Below are 23,925 nucleotides of genomic sequence, written 5' to 3' on the forward strand. Positions count from 1 at the left end.
CCCCACGGCGTACGCTGCCGACATGCCTCGGAAGTCCTCGACGCCGGTGTGACCCCCGGATGACGCCCCGCGCCCTGCGCCCCGTCGACCTGGCCCGGATGGCGGGCGTCTCCACCCAGCTGGTGCGCGACTACGCCGACGCGGGCATCCTGCCGCCCACCGAGCGCACCCCTTCCGGCTACCGCCGCTTCCACCCCGTGCACGGCCGCGCCCTGCTGACGTACCGCGCCCTGGCACGGGGCTTCGGCGCCGAGACCGCCCGGCAGGTCATGCGGGCGGTGCACGCCGACGACGTACCGGCGGCGCTGGCGGCCGTGGACGCCGCGCACGCCGCCCTGCACGAGCAGCGGCGGGCGCTGCGGGCCACCGGCGAGGCCCTGGAGGCGGCGGCGAGCGGCCGGGCGCACCCCCAGGCGCGCGGCCCCCTCACGGTCGGCGAGGCCGCCGCGCACCTGGGCGTGCGCCCCTCGACGCTGCGGGTGTGGGAGGCGGCGGGCCTGCTGTCCCCGGCGCGCGAGCGCGGCACCCGCTACCGCCGCTACGACACCGGGGACCTGCGCGACGCCCGCATGATCGGCCTGCTCCGCCAGGCCCGCTACCCGCTGCCGCAGATCCGGCCCGTCCTGGACGACCTGCGCGAGTCGGGCAGCGTGACGGCCCTGCGCGCGGCCCTCGCCCACCGCCAGGACGAACTCACCCGCCGCGCCCGCGCGATGCTGGAGGGCGCGAGCCGCCTGCACGCCTACCTCACGGCGGACGACGCCTGACCCTCCGCCCGGGGCCCGCCCCTCACAGCGGACGACACCTGACCCTCCGCCCGGGGCCCGCCCCTCACGCCGACTCCGTCAGCAACCGGCCCAGCACCTCGCGGCCCGCCCCCAGCAGCCCCGGAAGGTCGGCCGCCTCCGCGTACCAGCGCTTCTCGTACTCCCAGCACAGCCACCCGTCCCAGCCCTTGCGGCTGAGCAGCTCCACGCACTCGGCGAGCGGCAGCGCGCCCTCGCCGAGGGGCAGGGGAGCGGTGTCGTGGGTCCCGGCGACGTCCTTGACCTGGACGTACCCCAGATAGGGGGCGAGCGCGGCGTAGGTGTCGTCGACCTGCTCGCCGCCCAGCCAGGGGTGCAGGAGATCCCACAGCGCCCCGGCGTTCCGGTGGCCGACCAGGCCGAGGATCCGGGCGACGTCGGCGCCGGTGCGGTGCGAGTCATGGGTCTCGACCAGGATCCGCACGCCGCACTCGGCGGCGTACTCGGCGGCGGTGCCGAGCCGCCGGGCGGCCGTCGCGTCGGCCTCCTCGGGGCCCTGCTCGCCGCCGCCGGGGAAGACCCGCACGTAGGGCGCCCCCAGGTCGCGGGCGAGGGCCAGCAGGGCGCGCAGTTCGTCGAGTACGGGGCCGTCGTCGCCCGGGGCGGCGACGCGCGCGTACCCGGCGATCCCCAGCAGGGCGACGCCCGCGTCCGCGAACGCGGCGGCCACGTCGGCCCGTTCGGTGGGCCCGAGGCCCGGGTGCACGGGCTCCTCGGGGTGCGCGCGCAGCTCGACGCCGTGGTAGCCGTGCGTGGCGGCGAGCCACACCACGTCCGTGACGGGCAGCCCGGGCACGCCGAGCGTGGAGAAGGCGAGTCTCATGGCCCCGGACCCTAGCCCTCCGAGCGCACCGGCCGACATCCCGCCTCGGAACCGGACTTGAGACTTTCCCGCCTCCTGCACCCGGCCTCCGCGCCAAAGTCCCCAAAGGAACTTCAATGAAACGATGGAACCCATGAACTTCCGACTTGACATCACCCTCGACCCGACGGCGCCCGCCGACACCACGATCCGCGAGCTGGGCCGGATCCTCCGCTACTGGGCGGGCAACCTGCACCACTACGACCTGACCCCCGGCACGCGGGAAACGGTCACCGACTCCTCGTACACCCCCGTGGGCACCTGGGAGATCACCGAGTCCTGACCCCGGCCCCGCCGCGGAAGGGGCCCTACCGGGGCACCCCGGTCGACCCCCGCACCATCAACTCCCCGTGCACCGCGGCGATCCCCCCGGGCGGCTCCTCCTCCCGGCCCATGGCGAGCCGCCCGGCCCGCGCCCCCGCCTGAGCCAGCGGCAGCCGCACGGTGGTGAGCGCGGGCACCACGTCGACGCTGAACGGCAGGTCGTCGAACCCGGCGACCGACACGTCCCCGGGGATGCGCAACCCCCGGTCCCGCAGCGCGGCGCACGCCCCCAGCGCCACGGTGTCGTTGGCGGCGACCACCGCCGTCAACGAGGGCTCGCGCCGCAGGAGTTCGACGGTGGCGTCGTACCCGGACCGCCGGTCGTAGGGGCCGTGCAGCGTCAGCCGTGGGTCGTCCGCGACCCCGGCCGCCGCCAGGGCCTCCCGGTGCCCCTCAAGGCGGTGCCGCGTCGTGGTCCGCTCAAGGGGCCCCGCGACATAGCCGATCCGCCGGTGCCCGAGCGCGAGCAGGTGCTCGGTGAGCCGCCGCCCGCCGCCGCGGTTGTCGAAGGTGAGGGCCACCGCGTCCGGCGCCCCCTGCGCCGGGGGCCGCCCGCACAGGACGACCCGCGCCCCCGCGTCCCCGAGCCGCCGCAGCTTGGCGCCGATCGCGGCGGCGTGCGCGGGGTCCTCGCTGGCGCCGCCGGTGACCACCACGGCGGCGGCCCGCTGCCGCTGGAGCAGGGTCAGATAGGTCAGCTCCCGCTCGGCCGAGCCGCCGGTGTTGCAGACGACGGCCATCCGCTCGCCCCCGGCGCGCCCGCCGGGCCCGCCTATCTCGGACTGCACGGCGCTGGCGATGATGCCGAAGAAGGGGTCGGCGACGTCGTTGACGAGGATGCCGACGAGGTCGGAGGTCGCGGCGGCCAGGGAGCTGGCGGGTCCGTTGAGGACGTAGTCCAGCTCGTCCACGGCCCGCAGCACGCGCTCGCGCGTGGCGGCGGCGACGGGGTAGTTGCCGTTCAGGACGCGGGAGACGGTGGCGGGGGACACGTGGGCGCGGGCCGCCACGTCCGCCAGGGTCACGGTCATCTGGTGTCCTCCGGTCTTGTACGCACGTTGTCCGGCAGGCTAGCTTTCCCCACTAGAAAGCGCTTGCTATTCACTGAGGCCCCGTACTCACCGGAAAGCCCCGCCCGCCCAGGGCGGCAGCCCCGCCCGCCCAGGGCAGCCCCCGGCCCCACGGAGGAGCGCACGTGACACGCAGGACGGTCCGCATCGCCATGAACGGCGTGACCGGACGCATGGGCCACCACCAGCACCTGGTCCGCTCCATCCTCGCGCTGCGCGCCGAGGGCGGGCTCGACCTGGGCGACGGCACCCGGCTGTGGCCGGAGCCGGTCCTGGTGGGCCGCAGACCGGACGCGCTGCGCGCGCTCGCCGAGCGCCACGGCCTTCAGCACTGGACCACCGACCTCGGCGCGGCGCTCGCCGACCCGGACGTGGAGGTCTACTTCGACGCGCAGGCCACCCCGGCCCGCGAGGACGCCCTGCGGCGGGCGATCGCCGCGGGCAAGCACGTGTACGGGGAGAAGCCCACCGCCACCAGCCTCGCCGCCGCCCTCGACCTGGCGCGGCGCGCCCACGCGGCGGGAGTGCGGCACGGCGTGGTGCAGGACAAGCTGTTCCTGCCGGGCCTGCGCAAGCTGCGCCGCCTGGTGGACGGCGGCTTCTTCGGGCGGGTCCTGTCCGTGCGGGGCGAGTTCGGGTACTGGGTGTGCGAGGGCGACGAGCGGCCCGCGCAGCGCCCGTCGTGGAACTACCGGGCCGAGGACGGCGGCGGCATCGTGACCGACATGTTCCCGCACTGGGAGTACGTCCTGCACGAGCTGTTCGGCCGGGTGCGCACCGTCCAGGCGCTGGCCACGACGCACGTCCCGCGGCGCTGGGACGAGCGCGGCGAGCCGTACGCGGTGACGGCGGACGACGCCGCGTACGCCGTGTTCGAGCTGGAGGGCGGCGCGGTCGCGCAGATCAACTCCTCGTGGGCGGTGCGGGTGCACCGGGACGAGCTGGTCGAGTTCCAGGTCGACGGCACGGACGGCTCGGCCGTCGCGGGCCTGCGCTCCTGCCGCGTCCAGCACCGGGCGACGACGCCGCGACCGGTGTGGAACCCGGACCTGCCGCACACGCACCCGTTCCGCGAGCAGTGGCAGGAGGTCCCCGACGACCCCGACGCCCCCGACGGCCCCGACGGCCCCGACGTCAACGGCACGGGGGAGCCGGTGAACTGCTTCAAGGCCCAGTGGGAGCTGTTCCTCCGGCACGTGTACGCGGACGCGCCCTACCGCTGGGACCTGCTGGCGGGCGCCCGCGGCGTGCAACTGGCGGAACTCGGCCTCAGGTCGTCGGCGCGGGGCCGCCGCGTCGACGTACCGGAGATCACCCTGTGACCGGGGCGCCGATCGGGGCGGCGACCGGGGTGGCGTCGCCCCCGCCGCGCTCCCGCAGCGTCCTCGCCGCCGCCCACGTCGTGGCCGACCCCCACGCGGACGTGTCGCCGGACGGCCCGGCCGCCGTCGACTGGGACGCGACGCTCGCCTTCCGCCGCCACCTGTGGGCGCACGGCCTGGGCGTGGCCGAGGCGATGGACACCGCCCAGCGGGGCGCGGGCCTCGACTGGCCGGGCGCGGCGGAGCTGATCCGAAGGTCGGCGGCGGAGGCCCGGGCGGTGGGCGGCCGCATCGCGTGCGGCGCGGGCACCGACCACCTCCCGCCGGGACCCGCGTCGCTGACGGACGTGCGGCACGCGTACGAGGAGCAGCTCGCGCACGTCGAGGCGGCGGGCGCGCAGCCCGTCCTGATGGCGTCCCGCGCCCTCGCGGCGGCGGCCCGCGGCCCCGACGACTACCTGACGACGTACGACGCGCTGCTGCGCCAGACGGCCGCGCCGGTGATCCTGCACTGGCTCGGCCCGATGTTCGACCCGGCGCTCGAAGGCTACTGGGGCGCGACGGACCTGGACGCGGCCACGGACACGCTCCTCGCCGTGATCGCCGCCCACCCGGACAAGGTCGACGGCGTGAAGGTCTCCCTCCTGGACGCGGACCGCGAGATCGCCCTGCGCCGCCGCCTCCCGCCCGGAGTGCGCTGCTACACGGGCGACGACCTCCACTACCCGGAGCTGATCGCGGGCGACGACCAGGGCCACAGCGACGCGCTGCTCGGCGTGTTCGACCCGCTGGCGCCGATCGCGGCGCGGGCGGTCCGCGCCCTGGACGCGGGGGACCCCGGCGGCTTCCGCGCGCTGCTCGACCCGACCCTCGCCCTGGCCCGGCACCTCTTCGAGCCGCCCACCCGCCACTACAAGACGGGCGTGGTGTTCCTCGCCTGGCTCGCGGGCCACCAGCGGCACTTCACGATGGTCGGCGGCCTCCAGTCGGCCCGCTCGCTGCCGCACCTCACCCGGGCGTACGAACTCGCCGACGCCCTCGCCCTGTTCCCCGACCCGGCCCTGGCGGAGCACCGCATGCGCGCCTTCCTCACCGTCCACGGAGCGACCCGGTGACCCCGCCCCCGGCGCGCCTCAGCGTCAACCAGATGACGGTCCGGCAGCTCACGCTGCCCGAACTCGCCGCGTCCTGCGCCGCCTTGGGCATCCGCGGCGTCGGCCTGTGGCGGGAGCCCGTACGGGAGTACGGCGTCCAGACGGCGGCCCGGCTCATGCGGGACGCGGGCCTGACCGTCACCACGCTGTGCCGGGGCGGCTTCTTCACGGCCGCCGACCCCGGGGAGCGGCAGCGGGCCCTCGCCGACAACCGCGCGGCCATCGAGGAGGCGGCCGCGCTCGGCACCGACACGCTCGTCCTGGTCTCCGGGGGCCTGCCGCCCGGCAGCCGCGACCTGCCCGGCGCCCGCGCCCGCGTGGGCGACGCCCTCGCCGCCCTCGCCCCGCACGCCGCCGCCCACGGCGTCCGCCTCGCCCTCGAACCCCTCCACCCCATGTACGCCGCCGACCGCTGCGTGGTCTCCACCCTCACCCAGGCCCTCGACCTCGCCGCCCCGTTCCCCGCCGAACAGGTCGGCCTGTGCGTCGACACGTACCACGTCTGGTGGGACGACCAGGCCCCCGCCGCCCTCACCCGCGCCGCCGCCGAACACCGCCTGCACGCCTTCCAGCTCGCCGACTGGACCACCCCCCTGCCCCCGGCGCCCTCACCGGCCGCGCCCAACTCGGCGACGGCACCATCGACCTCCCCCACTGGCACGCCCTCATGACCCGCCTCGGCTACACGGGCCCCGTCGAGGTCGAACTCTTCAACGACGACGTGTGGGCGAGAGACGGCCACGACGTCCTCGCGGAGACGGCCGAGCGGTACGCGCGGCTGTGCGCGACGGCCCGCCGACACCGTCCGGCGTAACTTTCCGGAGTCGTGCAACCCTTTTCCGCTTCCGGGTGTCGTAGGGGACGTCAGCGGCCCCGGAGGGGGGATCTGGGGGATCCAAGGGGCGCTGGCACGGGAGGGGAAACCCGAGGGGGCCCGGTCGACGGACCGGGTCCCCTCGAAGCGTCCGGCGAGCGGACGGCGCTCGGCAGACCAAGACGCCGTCAGGAGACGCCGTCGGAACAAGGACGCCGTCAGAAGAAGACGCCGCAGGTCAGCAGGGCGTTCGCGTACGGCCGTGCCTCGCCGGTGCGGACCACCAGGCGGGCCGAGGCCGAGCGGGCCTTCAACTCCTCGTGGGGGACGTACGACAGCCACGGCCCCGGCGCTCCGGGGAAGCGGGCCGCCAGCAGGCCCGCCGCCGCGGGGTTCGCCGAGCGGACCTCGTCCGCCGCCGTCGCGCCCTCCACCACCAGCTCGTCGAGCAGCCCCGCGAGCACGTCGGCGAACGACGGCACCCCGGCGACGAACGCCAGGTCCACCACCCGGGCGTCCATCGGCACCGGCAGGCCCGCGTCGCACACCAGCACCCGGTCGCCGTGGCCCAGCTCCGCGAGGGCGCCCGCCAGGCGGCGGTTGAGTATCCCGGCCCGCTTCACCGCGCCGCCCCGAGCGCCGCGACCTCCGCCGCCGTCGGATACGACACCTGCGCCCCGGCCCGCGTCACCGCGAGCGCCCCCACCCTCACCGCGTACCGCGCGGCCGCCGCCAGGTCCTCGCCCGCGCCGAGCCGCCACGCCAGCGCCGCCGTGAACGCGTCCCCGGCGCCCGTCGTGTCCACCGCGTCCACCGCCACCGACGGCACCCGCTCGCACTGCCCGGCCGTCGCCACCAGCGCGCCCCGCTCGCCGAGCGTCACCACCACCGAGCGCGGGCCCAGCGCCAGCAGCTCCCTCGCCCAGTCCTCCGGCTCGTCCGGCACCGGCGCCCCGGCGCCCTCCAGGACCACCCGCGCCTCGTGCTCGTTCACGATCAGCGGGTCGCAGGCCGACAGGACCTCCGGCGGCAGCGGCGCGGGCGGCGACGGGTTCAGCACCAGGCGCGCGCCCGACGGCAGGGCCCGCACCACCTCCGCGACCGTCTCCAGCGGGATCTCCAGCTGCGTCGACACCACCCTCGCCGCCGCGAACAGCGACGCCGCGGCCCGCACGTCCGCGGGCGTCAGCCGCGCGTTGGCGCCCGGCGCCACCACGATGCTGTTGTCGCCCGACGGGTCCACCGTGATCAGCGCGACCCCCGTGGGCGCGCCGCCCACCAGGACCCCCACCGTCTCCACGCCCGCCGACCGCTGCGCGTCGAGCAGCAGCCGCCCGTACGCGTCGTCGCCGACCCGCGCCAGCAGGGCCGTGGCCGCGCCGAGGCGGGCCGCCGCCACCGCCTGGTTCGCGCCCTTGCCGCCCGGGTGGACGGCCAGGTCGGAGCCGAGGACCGTCTCACCGGCGCCCGGCCGCCGCTCCACGGCCGTCACCAGGTCGGCGTTGGCCGACCCCACGACCAGCAGGTCGTACTCGTGCATTCCCGTACTGCCCTTCACCCTGTTCACGGCGCCTCACTCACGGCTCTTACGACGCCAACGGTACGGTCCGCCATCAGCGCCGCGCGGTCACTGGAAGTCCTTCACGTTCCGCGCCGTGACCACCTTGACCGGCACCTTCACCGTCGCGGCGACCTTCTCGCCGTCCGCCGCGGCCACGGCGTTGCGCACCGCGATCCGGCCCAGCTCGCGGGGCTGCTGCGCCACCGACGCGTACAGCGACCCGTCCTCGACCGCCTTCAGGCCGTCCGGCGTGCCGTCGAAGCCGACCACCGACACCGACGTCCCTGCCTTGCCGCCGAGTGCCTTGGCCGCGCCGAGCGCCATCTCGTCGTTCTCCGCGAACACGCCGTCGACGTCCGGGTGCGACTGGAGCAGGTTCGTCATCACGTCCAGACCCTTGGCGCGGTCGAAGTCCGCGGGCTGCTTGGCGACGACCTTGATGCCGGGGAACGCCTTGATGCCCTCGGCGAAGCCCTGCCCGCGCTCCCGGCTCGCGGAGGTGCCCGCGGTGCCCTGGAGGACCACCACCGTGCCCTTGCCGCCGAGCTTGTCCGCGAGGGTCTTCGCGGCCTGGCGGCCGCCCGCCACGTTGTCGGAGGCGACGAGCGTGGCGACGTCCGCCTTGTTCACGCCCCGGTCGGCGGCGACCACGGGGATGTCGGCCTTGTTCGCGGCGCGCGCGGCCGGGCCGATCGCGTCGGAGTCCACCGGGTTGACGATGACGGCCCTCATGCTGCCGCTGGTGAAGTTCTGGAGCTGGTTGGCCTGCTGCGAGGCGTCGTTCTGCGCGTCGGTGACGGTCAGGTCGACGCCCGCCTTCTCGGCCTCGGCCTGCGCGCCCTGCCGCATCTGTACGAAGAACGGGTTGTTCAGCGTGGACAGGGACAGGCCGACCTTCGTCGACGAGCCCGAGCCGCCCGGGTTCCACAGGGAGACGGCGGCGACGACGGCCGCCGCGACCACGGCCGCGACCGTGTACTTCAGGGCCTGCGGGCCCTTGCGGCCCGCCCCCGACGACGTACTGCCCACCGGCGCGCCCGCCGTGGCCCCGGCCTTCCTGCGCACCGTGTCCAGCAGCACCGCGAGCGCGATGACCACGCCGATGACGACCTGCTGCCAGAACGCCGACACCGACAGGAGGTTGAGGCCGTTGCGCAGCACCGCAAGGATCAGCGCGCCGATGAGCGTGCCCGACGCCTTGCCGACGCCGCCCGCGAGGCTGGCCCCGCCGATGACGACGGCCGCGATGGCGTCCAGCTCGTAGCCCTGCGCGGCCTGCGGCTGCGCGGACACCAGACGGGAGGCCAGCACGACGCCCGCGACCGCCGCGAACAGGCCGGACAGCGCGTAGATGGCGATCTTCTGCCGCTTGACGCGCAGCCCCGAAAGGCGTGCCGCCTCCTCGTTGCCGCCGATCGCGTACATGGAGCGCCCGATGTACGTGCGCGCCAGGATCAGCGCGGTGAGCAGCCCCATGACCACCATCACGATCACCGGCACCGGCAGCCAGCCGCCGAGCGTGTCCCCGACCTTGGAGACCGACTCGGGGAACGGGATCGGGCTGCCCTGCGAGATCACCAGGGACAGGCCCCGGCCGATCGACAGCATCGCGAGCGTCGCGATGAACGGCGGGAGCTTGCCGTACGAGACGAGGACGCCGTTGACGACACCGCAGGCCAGCCCCGTCGCGACGGCCAGGACCACCGCGATCCCCACGGGCAGCCCCTCCTTCGTCGCCGACCAGGCGAGCACCGTCGCCGACAGCGCCGCCACGGAGCCGACCGACAGGTCGATGCCCGCGGAGACGATGACGAAGGTGACGCCGAACGCGAGGATCGCCGTGACGGCCGCCTGCACGCCGACGTTCAGCAGGTTCTGCGTGGTCATGAAGTCGCCGGACAGCAGCGACAGCGCCACCACCAGGACCACGAGCGCGGTCAGCGCCCCGTTGTCCAGCAACAGCCGCCGCAGCTCACCCCCGCGCACACCGCCACTGGCCGCCTTGCCCGGCCGGATGTCACTGGTCGCCACGGGAGGCTCCCTTCTCGTCGTCCCCGTCCACGACGGAGGCTCCGCCGCCGTCTTCGCAGGGGTGGGTGCGGTCTTCGGGGGTGGACGCGCCGCCGGGGACGGGGGCGTCCGCGCCGGGGCGCGGGTCGCCTTCGGGGGCGGGCGCACCGCCCTCGGCCGGGCGCGGGTCGCCTTGGGCGGGGCGCGGATTGCCTCCGGTGGGGTGGGCGCCGCCTGCGCCAGCGCCTTCGGCAGGACGCGGTTCGCTGTGGGCGGTGCGTACGCCGCCTTCGGCGGGGCGGACGCTGTTCGCGCTGGCGGAGGCGCTGCCTCCGGTGGGCCGGGCATCGCCTTCGGCGGGGTGGGCGCTGTCGTTGGCGGCGGGCGCGGTGCCCCTGACGGGGGCGTCGTCGGAGCCGTCGGTCGCACCTGTCCCGGCGCCGTCACCTGCGGCGCCCGCGGCGCCGGACGCGCCGCTCCTCCCTGGCGCCCCGGCGGCCCCGGCGGCCCCGGTGCTGACCGCCAAGGCCATCACCGCGTCCTGCGTCGCCTCCTCCGCGGGCAGTTCGCCCGCCACCCGGCCCTGGGCCATGACCAGGACCCGGTCGCTCATGCCGAGGACCTCGGGCAGGTCGCTGGAGATCATCAGGACGGCGTGTCCGGCGGCGGTGAGTTCGTTGATGAGCTGGTAGATCTCGACCTTGGCGCCGACGTCGATGCCGCGCGTCGGCTCGTCGAGGATCAGCACCCGGGCCTCGGCGAGCAGCCACTTGCCGATGACGACCTTCTGCTGGTTGCCGCCGGACAGCGTCCGCACATGCTGGTGCAGGCCCGCCATGCGCACGCCGAGCTGCCCGGCGATCCGCTCGGCGGCGGCGCGCTGGGCGCCCCGGTCCACCAGGCCCGCCCGGGTCGCCGAACGCAGCGTCACCAGGCCCAGGTTGTCCGCGACGGACGCGTCGAGGACCAGGCCCTGGCCCTTGCGGTCCTCCGGTACGAGGCCGATCCCGGCGGTCATCGCGGCGTACACGTCGTGCCGCGGCACGGCCCGCCCGGCGACCTCCACCGAGCCCGCGTCGTACGGGTCGGCGCCGAAGACGGCCCGCGCGACCTCCGTGCGGCCCGCGCCGACGAGGCCCGCGACGCCGACGACCTCACCGGCGCGCACCTCGAAGTCCACGTCGTGGAAGACGCCGTGGCGGGTCAGCCCGCGCACCCGCAGCAACGGGGCGTCCGCGTCGGCGAGTTCGGGCCGCTCCCGCGGGTACTGCTGCTCGATGGAGCGGCCCACCATCAGGCGCACCAGCTCGTCCTCGGGCGTCGACGCGGGTACCTGGCCCACGCTCCGGCCGTCCCGGATCACGCTCACGCGGTCGCCGAGCACGGCGATCTCCTCCAGGTGGTGCGTGATGAACACCACCCCCACGCCGTCCGCGCGCAGCGCCCGTACGAGGGCGAAGAGCCGGTCGACCTCTTCGGAGGTGAGGACGGCGGTCGGCTCGTCCATGATGAGCACGCGCGCGTGCAGGCTGAGCGCCTTGGCGATCTCCACCATCTGGAGGCGGGCGATGCCCAGGTCGCGGCAGCGGGCGCGCGGGGAGACGTCCACGCCCACGCGGGCGAGGAGTTCGGCCGCGTCGGCCTCCATCCCGCGCCGGTCGACCAGGCCGAAGCGGCGCGGCTGGCGCCCCAGGAAGATGTTCTCGGCGACCGTCAGATCGGGGACGAGATTGAACTCCTGATAGATAGTGGCGATACCCATACGCTCGGCGTCCTGCGCTCCGTGGATGCGGACTTCCTCGCCGTCGACGAGGATCCGGCCCGCGTCGGGCTGGTGGGCGCCGGAGAGCGTCTTGATGAGCGTGGACTTGCCCGCGCCGTTCTCGCCGAGCAGCACGTGCACCTCGCCCGCGCGCAGGTCGAAGTCGACGCCGTCGAGCGCCACGACGCCCGGGAAGGCCTTGCGGACGCCCTCGACGCGCAGCACCTCACCGTCGTGCCTCACGGGTTGCACGGGTGGCTCCTTCCAGCAGGGGGTTCCTCGGTACGGGACACGGGGGCGCCGCCCTCGGCGGGGGCGCCGCACGAGCGCCGCACGACCAGCCGCGCGGGCAGCGTCACCGACCGCGGCGCGCGCCCCTCGATGCGGTCGGCGAGCGCCCGCACGGCGGCCCGCCCCAGCTCCCCGGTGGGCTGCGCGATCGCCGTGACCGGGGGGTCGGTGTGCACGAACCAGGGGATGTCGTCGAACGCGGCGAGCGCGATGTCGTCGGGCACCCTGAGCCCCCGCGCCCGGATGGCGTCGAGCGCGCCGAGCGCCATCAGGTTGTCGGCGGCGAAGACGACGTCCGGTGGCTCGGGCAGATCCAGGAACCGCTCGGTGGCGCGGCGCCCGCTGGCGGCCTGGAAGTCGCCCTGCCCCACGTAGGCGCCGGGCAGGTCGAGCCCGTACGCCGCGAGGGCGTCCCGGAAGGCGGCCACGCGCTCGCTGCCGGTGGTCGTGGCGGCGGGGCCCGCGATGATGGCGAGCCTGCGGTGCCCGAGCCCGTGCAGGTGCGCCACCAGGTCGCGCACCGCGCCGCGGCCGTCGGCCCGCACGACGGGCACGTCCGCGCCGGGGAGCCAGCGGTCGACGAAGACCATGGGGGTGCCCGCGCGGGCGGCGTCCAGGAGCAGCGGGGAGCCGCCGTCGGCGGGGGAGACGAGCAGCCCGTCGATGCGGCGGTCCAGGAGGGTGCGCACGTGGTGGTCCTGGAGGTCGGGGCGCTCGTCGGCGTTGCCGAAGATGATGCTGTAGCCGAGCGCGCGGGCCTCCTCCTCCACGGAGCGGGCCAGTTCGGTGAAGTACGGGTTCAGGACGTCGCTGATGACCAGGCCGAGGGTGCGGGTCTGGTCGGTGCGCAGGGAGCGCGCGAGGGCGTTGGGCCGGTAGCCGAGCGCCGCCACGGCGCCGAGGACCCGCTCGCGGGCCGTGGGGCTGACCGACGCGTGCCCGTTCAGGACCCGTGACACCGTCGCGACGGACACTCCGGCCCGGGCCGCGACGTCCTTGATGCCCACGCTCGCCACGCCGATGCCACCTCCTTGTGGAATCGATTACAAGACCGCCACGGCCGATTGGAATCGATTACACGAACCCCTGGCAACCCCTCGCCCCCCGGCCGAAACCAGATCGTGACCCCCGCCTCGGCGGCCCCTCGCGCACCTCGGGGCGCGGGGCCCGTACGCGTTGTCAGTCCCCGGCGGTAGCGTCGGATCATGTCGACTGCTGCACGGCGGGACGCGCCCGGGGTGCCCGCGCCCCGCATGGCCGTCATCGAGGGCGTCCTGGAGCGCATCACGTACGCCAACGAGGAGAACGGGTACACGGTGGCGCGCGTGGACACCGGCAAAGGCGCCGGAGACCTGCTCACGGTCGTCGGCTCCCTCCTCGGCGCCCAGGTCGGCGAGTCCCTGCGCATGGAGGGCCGCTGGGGCTCCCACCCCCAGTACGGCAAGCAGTTCACGGTGGAGAACTACACGACGGTCCTCCCGGCCACCATCCAGGGCATCCGCCGCTATCTCGGCTCCGGCCTCATCAAGGGCATCGGCCCCGTCATGGCCGACCGCATCACCACGCACTTCGGAGTGGACACCCTCGACGTCATCGAGCACGAGCCGAAGCGCCTCATCGAGGTCCCCGGCCTCGGCCCCAAGCGCACCAAGAAGATCGCCGCCGCCTGGGAGGAGCAGAAGGCCATCAAGGAGGTCATGGTCTTCCTCCAGGGCGTCGGCGTCTCCACGTCCATCGCGGTGCGGATCTACAAGAAGTACGAGGACGCCTCCATCTCCGTGGTGAAGAACCAGCCGTACCGCCTGGCCGCCGACGTCTGGGGCATCGGCTTCCTCACCGCCGACCGCATCGCCCAGTCCGTCGGCATCCCGCACGACAGCCCCGACCGCGTCAAGGCGGGCCTCCAGTACGCGCTGTCGCAATCCACCGACCAGGGCAACTGCTTCCTGCCCGAGGAGCGCCTGATCGCCGACGCGGTCAAGCTCCTCCAGGTCGACACGGGCCTGGTCATCGACTGCCTCGCCGAGCTGGCGGGCGAGGAGGAGGGCGTCGTGCGCGAGCCGGTGCCCGGCCCCGAGGGCGACGGCACGACGGTCACGGCCGTCTATCTGGTCCCCTTCCACCGCGCCGAACTCTCCCTGTCCGTCCAGGTGCTGCGCCTGCTGCGCACCGACGAGGACCGGATGCCCGCCTTCCGGGACGTCGCCTGGGACAAGGCCCTCACCTGGCTCGCCGGGCGCACGGGCGCGGACCTCGCCCCCGAGCAGGAGCAGGCCGTGCGCCTCGCCCTGACCCGCAAGGTCGCCGTCCTCACCGGCGGCCCCGGCTGCGGCAAGTCCTTCACGGTGCGCTCCATCGTGGAGCTGGCCCGCGCCAAGAAGGCCAAGGTCCTCCTCGCCGCGCCCACGGGCCGCGCCGCCAAGCGCCTCGCCGAGCTGACCGGCGCCGAGGCCTCCACGGTGCACCGCCTGCTTGAGCTGAAGCCCGGCGGCGACGCGGCGTACGACAAGGACCGCCCCCTGGACGCCGACCTGGTGGTGGTCGACGAGGCGTCCATGCTGGACCTGCTGCTCGCCAACAAGCTGGTGAAGGCCGTCCCGCCCGGCGCCCACCTGCTCTTCGTGGGCGACGTGGACCAGTTGCCGAGCGTCGGCGCGGGCGAGGTGCTCCGGGACCTGCTCAGCGAGGACAGCCCGGTGCCCGCCGTGCGGCTCACCCGCGTCTTCCGCCAGGCCCAGGAGTCCGGCGTGGTCACCAACGCCCACCGGATCAACGCCGGGAAGCCGCCCCTGACCCAGGGCCTGAAGGACTTCTTCCTCTTCGTCGAGGAGGACACCGAGGAGGCCGGGCGGCTCACCGTGGACGTCGCCGCCCGCCGCATCCCCGCGAAGTTCGGCCTCGACCCCCGCCGGGACGTGCAGGTCCTCGCCCCCATGCACCGCGGCCCGGCGGGCGCGGGCACGCTCAACGGCCTGCTCCAGCAGGCCGTCACGCCCGGCCGCCCCGGCCTGCCGGAGAAGCGCTTCGGCGGCCGCGTCTTCCGCGTCGGCGACAAGGTCACCCAGATCAGGAACAACTACGAGAAGGGGCGAAACGGCGTCTTCAACGGCACGGTGGGTGTCGTCACCGCCCTCGACCCCGACGAGCAGCGCCTCACGGTCGTCACCGACGAGGACGAGGAGGTCGGCTACGACTTCGACGAACTCGACGAACTCGCCCACGCCTACGCGGTGACAATCCACCGCTCACAGGGAAGTGAGTATCCAGCGGTGGTGATCCCGGTCACCACCGGGGCCTGGATGATGCTTCAGCGGAACCTGCTCTACACGGCGGTGACCCGCGCCAAGAAGCTGGTGGTCCTCGTGGGCTCGCGCAAGGCCCTGGGCCAGGCGGTCCGCACGGTCTCCGCGGGCCGCCGCTGCACGGCCCTGGACCACCGGCTCTCCGGCCGCCGGGTGCCCTGACGGCGCCCGCCCGGCCGCGGGCGCCCCCGCGCGCCGCCCCGCGTCAAGGCGCGCGACCGTTGATCGATCATTTGAGTCGCAAAGGTCACAGAGCACTTTCGGAACCAGGGCGAAGGGGGCAGGATGAGCAGGTTGGCGGCACTGAGTGCCGCCATTAGGCCCAATGGTCGACCCCGAGTGCACTCTCCAGGGCCAAATGGGGGATGGTAGAGACAGTCAAGGCACCTCGAAGAAGAGGCACAACGTCGGTGAGGGATGACGTGAGCGAGAACGCTAACAAGGCTGTAGTACTGCGGTACGGCGATGGCGAGTACACCTACCCGGTGATCGAGTCCACTGTCGGCGACAAGGGCTTCGATATCGGCAAGCTCCGCGCCCAGACCGGTCTGGTGACCCTGGACAGCGGCTATGGCAACACCGCCGCGTATAAATCCGCCATCACCTACCTCGACGGCGAGCAGGGCATCCTGCGCTACCGCGGCTACCCGATCGAGCAGCTCGCGGAGCGCTCCACCTTCCTCGAGGTGGCGTACCTGCTCATCAACGGCGAGCTCCCGAAGGTCGACGAGCTGGCCGCCTTCCGCAACGAGATCACCCAGCACACGCTGCTGCACGAGGACGTCAAGCGGTTCTACGACGGCTTCCCGCGCGACGCCCACCCGATGGCCATGCTGTCCTCCGTGGTCAGCGCGCTGTCGACGTTCTACCAGGACAGCCACAACCCGTTCGACGAGAAGCAGCGGCACATCTCCACGATCCGCCTGCTCGCCAAGCTCCCGACGATCGCGGCGTACGCGTACAAGAAGTCGGTCGGCCACCCGGTGGTCTACCCGCGCAACGACCTCGGCTACGTCGAGAACTTCCTGCGGATGACGTTCTCCGTCCCGGCCGCCGAGTACGACCTGGACCCGGTCGTCGTCAACGCCCTGGACAAGCTGCTCATCCTGCACGCGGACCACGAGCAGAACTGTTCGACGTCCACGGTCCGCCTGGTCGGCTCCTCGCAGGCGAACATGTTCGCCTCGATCTCCGCGGGCATCTCCGCCCTGTGGGGCCCGCTGCACGGCGGCGCCAACCAGTCCGTCCTGGAGATGCTGGAGGGCATCCAGGCCAACGGCGGCGACGTCGACTCCTTCATCACCAAGGTGAAGAACAAGGAGGACGGCGTCCGCCTGATGGGCTTCGGCCACCGGGTGTACAAGTCCTTCGACCCGCGCGCCAAGATCATCAAGGCGGCGGCGCACGACGTCCTGTCGGCCCTCGGCAAGTCCGACGAACTGCTTGACATCGCGCTCAAGCTGGAGGAGCACGCGCTCTCCGACGATTACTTCGTCTCGCGCAACCTCTACCCGAACGTGGACTTCTACACGGGTCTGATCTACCGCGCGATGGGCTTCCCGACCGAGATGTTCACGGTCCTGTTCGCCCTCGGCCGCCTGCCGGGCTGGATCGCCCAGTGGCACGAGATGATCAAGGAGCCGGGTTCCCGCATCGGCCGCCCCCGCCAGATCTACACGGGCGAGGTCATCCGGGACTTCGTCCCGGTCGAGTCGCGCTAGCCTGCGGCCGCGGCTGCTTTTCCGGCCCCCGAAGGGCGGTGCGAACAGCGCCCCGAAGGGGCGCGGGGAACTGCGCGCGCAACCAGCGAAAAGCCGCGGTCGCGTCTGCCAGGTGACTCGGCAGACGCGACCGCGGCTTTTGCCATGGCTGGTCGCGCAGTTCCCGCGCCCCTTCGGGGCGCTTCTGTGGGCGGCGGCTGCGGCTGTGCCCCTTCGGGGCGCTTCTGTGGGTGGCGGCTGCGGCCGTGCCCCTTCGGGGCGTCCCGTGGGCGGCGCCCACGGGCCCTGCTGAAGGCGCCCCCGCCAGCGAAAAGCACCCCGCCGTCGATCCCCCCACGGGTCGACGGTCGGGGTGCTTTCCTGTGCCCCGGTGCGGATTCCCCCACGGGATCCGGCCGGGCGTCTGGGTGGGCCCATCGCGGTCTGCCGGGACGCGTACGACATCGGGAGGGCCGCTCAAAGCTCCCCGGTGCACGTGCCCCGGCCAACACTCCGGGGACATCCCCCAAGATGCCCCCGACACCGGATGGATCCCCCAAGATCCCTCTGGTGTCGCCCTCTTAGACTCGCGAGCCCCCCTGATGGTTACGTTCCCATCGTTGTGATCTACGTCTCTTGCATATGTCGTGTCCGTGCACAAGAGGGCTCATATGCGGATACGACCCCGAGGTGAGAGTCCCGCGAAGACAGTGTGAAGGATCGCGCGGCTATGTGAAAGACCGCAAGCGGAGACTGTTGGTGACAACGAACACGGAGGAGAACGCCATGGCCGCCCCGGCGAGCATCGGATTGAGCAGCCCGGCGGCGGCGAGCGGCAGCGCGGCGACGTTGTAGCCGAAGGCCCAGCAGAGGTTGCCCTTGATGGTGGTGAGGGTCCTGCGGGAGAGCCGGATGGCGTCCGCCGCGGCCCGCAGGTCACCGCGGACGAGGGTCAGGTCGCCCGCCTCGATCGCGGCGTCCGTGCCGGTGCCCATGGCCAGGCCCAGGTCGGCGGTGGCGAGGGCCGCCGCGTCGTTCACCCCGTCCCCGACCATCGCCACGACCCGCCCCTCGCCCTGGAGGCGCCGCACCACGGCGGCCTTGTCCTCGGGGAGCACGTCCGCGTACACGGTCTCGATGCCGACGCGCCCGGCGACGGCTTCGGCGACCGCCTGGTGGTCTCCGGTCAACAGGACGGGGGAGAGCCCGAGTTCGCGCAGGGCGCGCACGGCGTCGGCGCTGGTGTCCTTGACCGCGTCGGCGACCGCGAGCACCCCGCGCGCGGCCCCGTCCCAGGCGACGAGCACGGCGGTGCGGCCCGCCGCCTCGGCCCGCGCCCGCGCCTCGGTGAGCGCGTCGAGGCCGGTGACGCCCGCGTCGGCGAGCAGCCGCTCGTGCCCCGCGAGCACCGCGTGCCCGTCGACGGTGCCGCGCACCCCGGAGCCGGGCACGTTCACGAACCGCTCGGGCGCGGGCAGCGCGTCCACGGAGAGCCCGAGCCGCTCGGCGGCCCCGGCGGCCACCGCGCGGGCGACGGGGTGCTCGGAGGCGTGCTCCAGGCCGCCCGCGAGGCGCAGCAGCTCCTTCTCGCCGGTGCCGGTGCCGTCGGCGGCGTACACGGCGTACACCTCGTGCAGCGTCATCCGGCCCGTCGTCACCGTGCCGGTCTTGTCCAGGACGACGGTGTCGACCCGCCGGGTGGACTCCAGGACCTCGGGGCCCTTGATGAGGATGCCGAGCTGGGCGCCGCGGCCGGTGCCGACGAGCAGGGCCGTCGGGGTGGCGAGGCCGAGCGCGCAGGGGCAGGCGATGATCAGGACGGCGACGGCGGCGGTGAACGCGGCGGCCGGGCCCGCGCCGTTGCCGAGCCAGAAGCCGAGCGTGCCGACGGCGAGCGCGATCACCACCGGCACGAACACGGCGGACACCCGGTCCGCGAGCCGCTGCACCCGGGCCTTGCCGCTCTGCGCGTCCTCCACCAGCTTGGCCATGCGGGCGAGTTGCGTGTCGGCGCCCACGCGGGTGGCCTCGACGACGAGCCGCCCGCCCGCGTTCACGGTGGCGCCGGTCACCGCGTCCCCCACGGCGACGTCGACGGGCACGGACTCGCCGGTCAGCAGGGACACGTCGACGGCGGACGCGCCCTCGACGACCCGCCCGTCCGTGGCGACCTTCTCGCCCGGCCGCACCACGAAGCGGTCACCGACCGCCAACCGCGCTACGGGGACGCGGACCTCCCGCCCCTCGCGCAGCACGGCGACGTCCTTGGCGCCCAGGTCGAGCAGTGCCCGCAGGGCCGCGCCCGCCCGCCGTTTGGAGCGCGCCTCCAGGTAGCGGCCGAGCAGGATGAAGGTGACGACCCCGGCGGCCACTTCCAGGTAGAGCGCGGAGGATCCGCCGCCGCGCTCGACGGTCAGGTCGAAGCCGTGCCGCATCCCCGGCTCGCCCGCCGTGCCGAGGAACAGCGCCCACAGCGACCAGCCGAAGGCGGCGAGCGTGCCGAGCGACACCAGCGTGTCCATGGTGGCCGCGCCGTGCCGGGCGTTGACGAGCGCCGCCCGGTGGAAGGGCAGCCCGCCCCACACGACGACCGGCGCGGCGAGCGTCAGGGACAGCCACTGCCAGTACGTGAACTGGAGCGCGGGGACCATGGCGAGCACGATGACCGGCACCGCGAGCGCGGCGCTCACCAGCAGGCGGCGCAGCAGCGCGTCGGCCTCGGCGGGCGCGTCGGCCGCCTCCGACGGGGCGTTCGGGGCGTCGGAAGCGGCGAGGGCGTCCGGCTTCGGCGGGACGATCTCGTGCGCCGTGTAGCCCAGCTTCTCGACGGTGGCGACCAGGTCGGCGACGTCGACGCCCTCCGGGTAGGAGACCTTCGCCTTCTCGGTGGCGAGGTTGACCGTGGCGGTGACGCCGTCGAGCCGGTTCAGCTTCCTCTCGATGCGGGCCGAGCAGGAGGCGCAGGTCATGCCGCCGACGGCGAGTTCGACCTCGGAGGTGTTCATGGCGGTTCTCTCCGCTGCGTACGGGACGCGTACGCCAAGGGGGCCGGGAAAGGGGCGGGGGCCCCGCGGCGGTGGCGTGCCGCGGGGCCCGGTGGGAGGCGAGGGGTCAGGCGGCCTCGCCGACCAGCTCGTATCCCGCCTCGTCGACCGCGGCGCGCACCGCGGCCTCGTCGAGCGGGGCGGCGGAGACCACGGTCACCTTGCCGGTGGCGGCCACCGCCTCGACGGAGCTGACGCCCGGCAGTTCGGAGATCTCGCTCTTGACGGCGCCCTCGCAGTGACCGCAGGTCATCCCGGTCACGTCGTACACGGTGGTGACGGCGCCGGTCTGCGAGGTCTGGGCGTTGGCGGTCATGTCGTACTCCTCAGTGAAGGTGTGGTCGTGCGGCACTTCTGTCGCGACGAGTCCCCGATCGCTCAAGGGAACTCCCCGACACACCCCACACTATACCCCTGGGGGGTACGTTCCAAGAGGGCTCGGGAGGGAATCCGGGAGGAGTCCGGGGCGGGTGTCACTCTCCCTTGCGGGTGCGGTTGCCGGGTCGGGACGCCACCCAGGCGCGAATGGTGTCGGCGTACCAGTACGGCTTGCCGCTCTCGACGTGGTCGGGCTCGGGCAGCAGGCCGTGCTTGCGGTAGGAGCGCACGGTGTCCGGCTGGACGCGGATGTGCGCGGCGATGTCCTTGTACGACCAGAGCCTGCGGTCGGTCATCGGTGGCTCCTCCCTGTGCGCGCCCAGGGCGGCCGGAGGGCCGACGGGGGAGCTGGGCGCGGCAGTGGCGTCACTCAGCCTGTGCCCCGTGGACGACGGAGAGTGACCACGGGCGGAGCGCTGTCGACCGACTGTGACGGGAAACTCGCGTACGTGCGACATGTGTGACGCGATGGTGGTTTCCGTGACGGAAGTGACGCGCGCCTCAGGCGCCGGACGGGCCGGGTCCCCCTACGCCCCGCAGGAGCGGAGGAAGGCGCGGGTGCGGCGGGCGATGGGCAGCGGCTTGTCCGGCGGGCACGGGTACATGTCCTGCTCGACGATGGCGAACAGGTCGACGCCGAGCCGCTGGGCCGCCGCCAGGACGGGTTCGAGGGCGGGCACACCGGCGGGCGGCTCGCACATCACGCCGCGCGCGACGGCGGGCCCGAACGGCACGTCCCGCTCGCGGACCTCGGCGAGGACGGCCGGGTCGACCTGCTTGAGGTGCAGATAGCCGAGGCGCTCGCCGTAGGTCTCGATGAGCTTGACGCTGTCGCCGCCGCAGTAGGCGTAGTGGCCGGTGTCCAGGCACAGCGAGACGAGCGCGGGGTCGGTGGCGTCGAGGAAGCGCGTGACGTTGTCCTCGGTGTCGATGTGGGTGTCGGCGTGCGGGTGGACGACGATCCGCAGGCCGTAGCGCTCGCGCACCTCGCGGCCCAGGCGCTCGGTCCCCTGGGTGAGGTGGCGCCACTGCTCGGGGGTGAGCGTCGCGTCCTCGATGACCTCGCCGGTCTTGTCGTCGCGCCAGAAGGACGGGATGACGACCAGGTGGCGGGCGCCCGTGGCGCGGGTCAGCTCGGCGATGGCGGAGACGTGCGCCCAGGTCCGGTCCCAGACGTCCGGGCCGTGGTGCAGGCCGGTGAAGACCGTGCCCGCCGAGACCTTCAGGCCGCGGCGGCCGGTCTCCTCGGCGAGCCGGGCCGGGTCGGTCGGCAGATAGCCGTACGGGCCCAGCTCGATCCACTCGTACCCGGACGCGGCGACCTCGTCCAGGAAGCGGCTCCACGGCACTTGCTGGGGGTCGTCGGGGAACCACACGCCCCAGGAGTCGGGGGCCGAACCGATGCGGATGCGGGACAACCGGGACAAGCGGGCCACCTCCGTCTGCTGTGCCATGGCCGCAAGCCTCGCCGCGGGCCGAGAAGGGTGTCAAGGAGTGGTCCGAATGTCAGGACAAAATGTTGACAGGGTTCCTGGGGCGGGATTAGACCTGGACCAGACCGGTGCCGGACCGGGATCAGCCCCCGGGGAGCGACCATGAAGGGATGTGCAGGGTGACCGATCCCTACACCGATCCGCACGACCCGCATGATCCGTACGACCCGCACGACCTCGTCACGATGGGCCGGATCGGGGTGGACCTGTACCCCTTGCAGACCGGTGTGCCGCTGGCGCGGGTGACGACCTTCGGGAAGTTCCTCGGCGGCTCGGCGACGAACGTGGCGGTGGCGGCGGCCCGGCTCGGGCGGCGCGCGGGCGTTGTCACGCGGACGGGACAGGACCCCTTCGGGGACTACCTGCGCGCGCAGCTGCGGGAGTTCGGCGTCGACGAGCGGTGGGTCACGGAGGTGCCGGGGCTGCCGACGCCGGTGACCTTCTGCGAGGTGTTCCCGCCGGACGACTTCCCGCTCTACTTCTACCGGCGGCCCAAGGCCCCCGACCTGGAGATCCGCGCGGACGAGCTGGACCTCGGCGCGATCGCGGCGGCGCGGATCTTCTGGATGACCGGGACGGGCCTCAGCGAGGAGCCGAGCCGCGGGGCCACCCTGGCCGCGCTCGCCGCCCGGCCGCCCGGCGCCACCACCGTCTTCGACCTCGACTGGCGGCCCATGTTCTGGCGCGACCCGGACGAGGCCCGCCCCCACTACGCCGCCGCCCTGCGGCACGCCACCGTCGCCGTCGGCAACGTCGACGAGGTGGAGGTCGCCACCGGCGTGCGCGAGCCCCGCGCCGCCGCCGAGGCCCTGCTCGCCGCGGGCGTGGAGCTGGCCGTGGTCAAGCGGGGCCCCCACGGCGTGCTCGCCATGAGCCGGGCGGGGGAGACCGCCGAGGTGCCGCCGCTGCCGGTGACGGTCCTCAACGGGCTCGGCGCGGGCGACGCCTTCGGTGGGGCCCTGTGCCACGGGCTGCTCTCCGGCTGGGCTCTGGAGCGCACGGTCCGGTACGCCAACGCGGCGGGCGCCATCGTCGCCTCCCGCCTGGAGTGCTCCTCGGCCATGCCGTACGCCGCCGAGGTCGAGGACGCGCTCGCCGCCGGGGAGGTCCGGTGAGCGCCGTCGACGTCTCCGCGCTCGTGCACACCCGCGCCCGGCACCCCGAAGCCATCGCCGAGGCCGCCGCCCGCAGGACCCGGCGGCCGCTGCTCGGCCCCTCCGGACGACTGCTGGTCATCGCGGCCGACCACCCGGCGCGCGGCGCGCTCGGCGTCGGCAAGGACCCCCTGGCCATGGCCGACCGGGCGGACCTCCTGGAGCGGCTGTGCGTCGCCCTGGAGCGGCCCGGCGTCGACGGGGTGCTCGCCACCGCCGACATCCTCGACGACCTGCTGCTGCTCGGTGCGCTCGACGGCAAGGTCGTCATGGGGTCCATGAACCGGGGCGGGCTCGCGGGCGCCGCCTTCGAACTGGACGACCGGTTCACCGGCTACCGGCCCGCGGACCTGGAGCGGCTCGGCTTCGACGCGGGCAAGCTGCTGCTGCGCGTCGACTACGACGACCCGGGGTCCCTCGCCACCCTGCACGCCACGGCCCGCGCCGTCGACGCCATGGCGGAGCGTCAGCTTCCGGTGTTCGTGGAGCCGTTCCTGTGCCGCAGGGACCCCGACGGCGCGCTGCGCAACGACCTGAGCGCCGAGGCGGTCACCCGGTCCCTCGCCATCGCCTCCGGCCTCGGCGGGACGTCGGCGTACACCTGGCTGAAGGTGCCCGTCACCGAGAATCCCGACGACATGGCGCGCGTCATGGAGGCCTCGACGCTGCCCGCGGTGCTGCTCGGCGGCGACGTCGGCGCCGGGGACACCGACGCGGCGTACGAGAGGTGGCGCGCCGCGCTGGGCCTGCCCACCGTGTACGGCCTGGTCGCGGGGCGGACGCTGCTCTACCCGCCGGACGGGAACGTGGCGGGCGCCGTCGACACGGCCGTCGGGCTGCTGTAGCCGTGGGGCACGCCGTGACCGTACGCCCGAAGA

The 23,925-nt window shown here is 74.1% G+C and carries 18 protein-coding genes and 2 pseudogenes; 9 read left to right on the top strand and 11 right to left on the bottom strand.

Annotated features, from left to right (window positions below; translation table 11 throughout):
* Window positions 1-59 precede the first annotated feature (59 nt).
* Window positions 60-767, top strand: coding sequence for a MerR family transcriptional regulator (locus ACOBQU_RS24960; RefSeq protein WP_423634699.1), 708 nt, complete (start codon window positions 60-62; stop codon window positions 765-767).
* A 64-nt stretch (window positions 768-831) separates the two neighbouring features.
* On the opposite strand, the gene ACOBQU_RS24965 is transcribed toward ACOBQU_RS24960, so the two are convergent.
* Window positions 832-1,629 (bottom strand): sugar phosphate isomerase/epimerase family protein, encoded by a 798-nt coding sequence (locus ACOBQU_RS24965; RefSeq protein WP_423629698.1) that lies wholly within the window; start codon window positions 1,627-1,629, stop codon window positions 832-834.
* A gap of 133 nt (window positions 1,630-1,762) precedes the next feature.
* Between ACOBQU_RS24965 and ACOBQU_RS24970 the strand changes: the two genes are divergently transcribed.
* Window positions 1,763-1,951: a hypothetical protein gene (locus tag ACOBQU_RS24970; RefSeq protein ID WP_423629700.1), complete on the top strand. Its 189-nt coding sequence runs from the start codon at window positions 1,763-1,765 to the stop codon at window positions 1,949-1,951.
* A 25-nt stretch (window positions 1,952-1,976) separates the two neighbouring features.
* On the opposite strand, the gene ACOBQU_RS24975 is transcribed toward ACOBQU_RS24970, so the two are convergent.
* The gene (locus ACOBQU_RS24975) at window positions 1,977-3,023 is read right to left on the bottom strand and encodes a LacI family DNA-binding transcriptional regulator (RefSeq protein ID WP_423629702.1); all 1,047 of its coding nucleotides are present in this window, start codon (window positions 3,021-3,023) and stop codon (window positions 1,977-1,979) included.
* A 164-nt stretch (window positions 3,024-3,187) separates the two neighbouring features.
* On the opposite strand from ACOBQU_RS24975, the gene ACOBQU_RS24980 reads away from it, so the two are divergent.
* From ACOBQU_RS24980 to ACOBQU_RS24990, 3 genes and pseudogenes are all read left to right on the top strand, one after another.
* A complete protein-coding gene (locus tag ACOBQU_RS24980) occupies window positions 3,188-4,384 on the top strand; it encodes a Gfo/Idh/MocA family protein (protein WP_423629704.1) in 1,197 nt (398 codons plus the stop codon).
* Window positions 4,381-5,499: a dihydrodipicolinate synthase family protein gene (locus tag ACOBQU_RS24985; RefSeq protein ID WP_423629706.1), complete on the top strand. Its 1,119-nt coding sequence runs from the start codon at window positions 4,381-4,383 to the stop codon at window positions 5,497-5,499. Before ACOBQU_RS24980 ends, ACOBQU_RS24985 begins: the two co-directional genes overlap by 4 nt.
* A gap of 32 nt (window positions 5,500-5,531) precedes the next feature.
* Window positions 5,532-6,352 (top strand): annotated as a pseudogene (locus ACOBQU_RS24990) (sugar phosphate isomerase/epimerase family protein).
* A 218-nt stretch (window positions 6,353-6,570) separates the two neighbouring features.
* On the opposite strand, the gene rbsD reads toward ACOBQU_RS24990, so the two are convergent.
* The 5 genes and pseudogenes from rbsD to ACOBQU_RS25015 form a co-directional block, all read right to left on the bottom strand.
* Window positions 6,571-6,975 carry a D-ribose pyranase gene (rbsD, locus tag ACOBQU_RS24995; protein WP_423629708.1) on the bottom strand — a complete coding sequence of 135 codons (405 nt, stop codon included), beginning with the start codon at window positions 6,973-6,975 and terminating at the stop codon, window positions 6,571-6,573.
* On the bottom strand, window positions 6,972-7,892 hold the full coding sequence (locus ACOBQU_RS25000) for a ribokinase (RefSeq protein WP_423634701.1): 921 nt from the start codon (window positions 7,890-7,892) through the stop codon (window positions 6,972-6,974). The genes rbsD and ACOBQU_RS25000 overlap by 4 nt, the downstream gene beginning before the upstream one ends.
* An 87-nt stretch (window positions 7,893-7,979) precedes the next feature.
* Window positions 7,980-9,929 carry a substrate-binding domain-containing protein gene (locus ACOBQU_RS25005; RefSeq protein WP_423634703.1) on the bottom strand — a complete coding sequence of 650 codons (1,950 nt, stop codon included), beginning with the start codon at window positions 9,927-9,929 and terminating at the stop codon, window positions 7,980-7,982.
* A gap of 499 nt (window positions 9,930-10,428) precedes the next feature.
* Window positions 10,429-11,928, bottom strand: a pseudogene (locus ACOBQU_RS25010) (sugar ABC transporter ATP-binding protein); the annotation flags it as partial.
* Window positions 11,925-12,992, bottom strand: coding sequence for a LacI family DNA-binding transcriptional regulator (locus ACOBQU_RS25015; RefSeq protein ID WP_423629710.1), 1,068 nt, complete (start codon window positions 12,990-12,992; stop codon window positions 11,925-11,927). The gene ACOBQU_RS25015 and the pseudogene ACOBQU_RS25010, both read right to left, overlap by 4 nt.
* Before the next feature lie 237 nt (window positions 12,993-13,229).
* On the opposite strand from ACOBQU_RS25015, the gene ACOBQU_RS25020 reads away from it, so the two are divergent.
* Window positions 13,230-15,440 (top strand): ATP-dependent RecD-like DNA helicase, encoded by a 2,211-nt coding sequence (locus ACOBQU_RS25020; RefSeq protein ID WP_423634705.1) that lies wholly within the window; start codon window positions 13,230-13,232, stop codon window positions 15,438-15,440.
* Between the two features lie 260 nt (window positions 15,441-15,700).
* Entirely contained in the window at window positions 15,701-16,999 is a 1,299-nt protein-coding gene (locus tag ACOBQU_RS25025) for a citrate synthase (protein WP_423629712.1), read from the top strand.
* 707 nt (window positions 17,000-17,706) lie between these two features.
* Here ACOBQU_RS25025 and ACOBQU_RS25030 read toward each other — a convergent pair.
* From ACOBQU_RS25030 to ACOBQU_RS25045, 4 genes are all read right to left on the bottom strand, one after another.
* Window positions 17,707-19,983: a heavy metal translocating P-type ATPase gene (locus ACOBQU_RS25030; protein WP_423629714.1), complete on the bottom strand. Its 2,277-nt coding sequence runs from the start codon at window positions 19,981-19,983 to the stop codon at window positions 17,707-17,709.
* A gap of 106 nt (window positions 19,984-20,089) precedes the next feature.
* Window positions 20,090-20,338 (bottom strand): heavy-metal-associated domain-containing protein, encoded by a 249-nt coding sequence (locus ACOBQU_RS25035; protein WP_423634706.1) that lies wholly within the window; start codon window positions 20,336-20,338, stop codon window positions 20,090-20,092.
* Window positions 20,339-20,495: 157 nt separating this feature from the next.
* A complete protein-coding gene (locus ACOBQU_RS25040; protein ID WP_423629716.1) occupies window positions 20,496-20,696 on the bottom strand; it encodes a helix-turn-helix transcriptional regulator in 201 nt (66 codons plus the stop codon).
* Window positions 20,697-20,927: 231 nt separating this feature from the next.
* The gene (locus tag ACOBQU_RS25045; RefSeq protein ID WP_423629718.1) at window positions 20,928-21,854 is read right to left on the bottom strand and encodes a sugar phosphate isomerase/epimerase family protein; all 927 of its coding nucleotides are present in this window, start codon (window positions 21,852-21,854) and stop codon (window positions 20,928-20,930) included.
* Window positions 21,855-22,003: 149 nt separating this feature from the next.
* Between ACOBQU_RS25045 and iolC the strand changes: the two genes are divergently transcribed.
* Together iolC and ACOBQU_RS25055 are read left to right on the top strand one after the other, a co-directional pair.
* A complete protein-coding gene (gene iolC, locus ACOBQU_RS25050) occupies window positions 22,004-23,008 on the top strand; it encodes a 5-dehydro-2-deoxygluconokinase (RefSeq protein ID WP_423629720.1) in 1,005 nt (334 codons plus the stop codon).
* Complete coding sequence (locus ACOBQU_RS25055) at window positions 23,005-23,892, top strand: Cgl0159 family (beta/alpha)8-fold protein (RefSeq protein WP_423629722.1); 888 nt, start codon at window positions 23,005-23,007, stop codon at window positions 23,890-23,892. Before iolC ends, ACOBQU_RS25055 begins: the two co-directional genes overlap by 4 nt.
* Window positions 23,893-23,925 lie beyond the last annotated feature (33 nt).

Origin of the sequence: Streptomyces sp. G45, assembly GCF_049542095.1 — a bacterium.
Classification (GTDB): domain Bacteria; phylum Actinomycetota; class Actinomycetes; order Streptomycetales; family Streptomycetaceae; genus Streptomyces.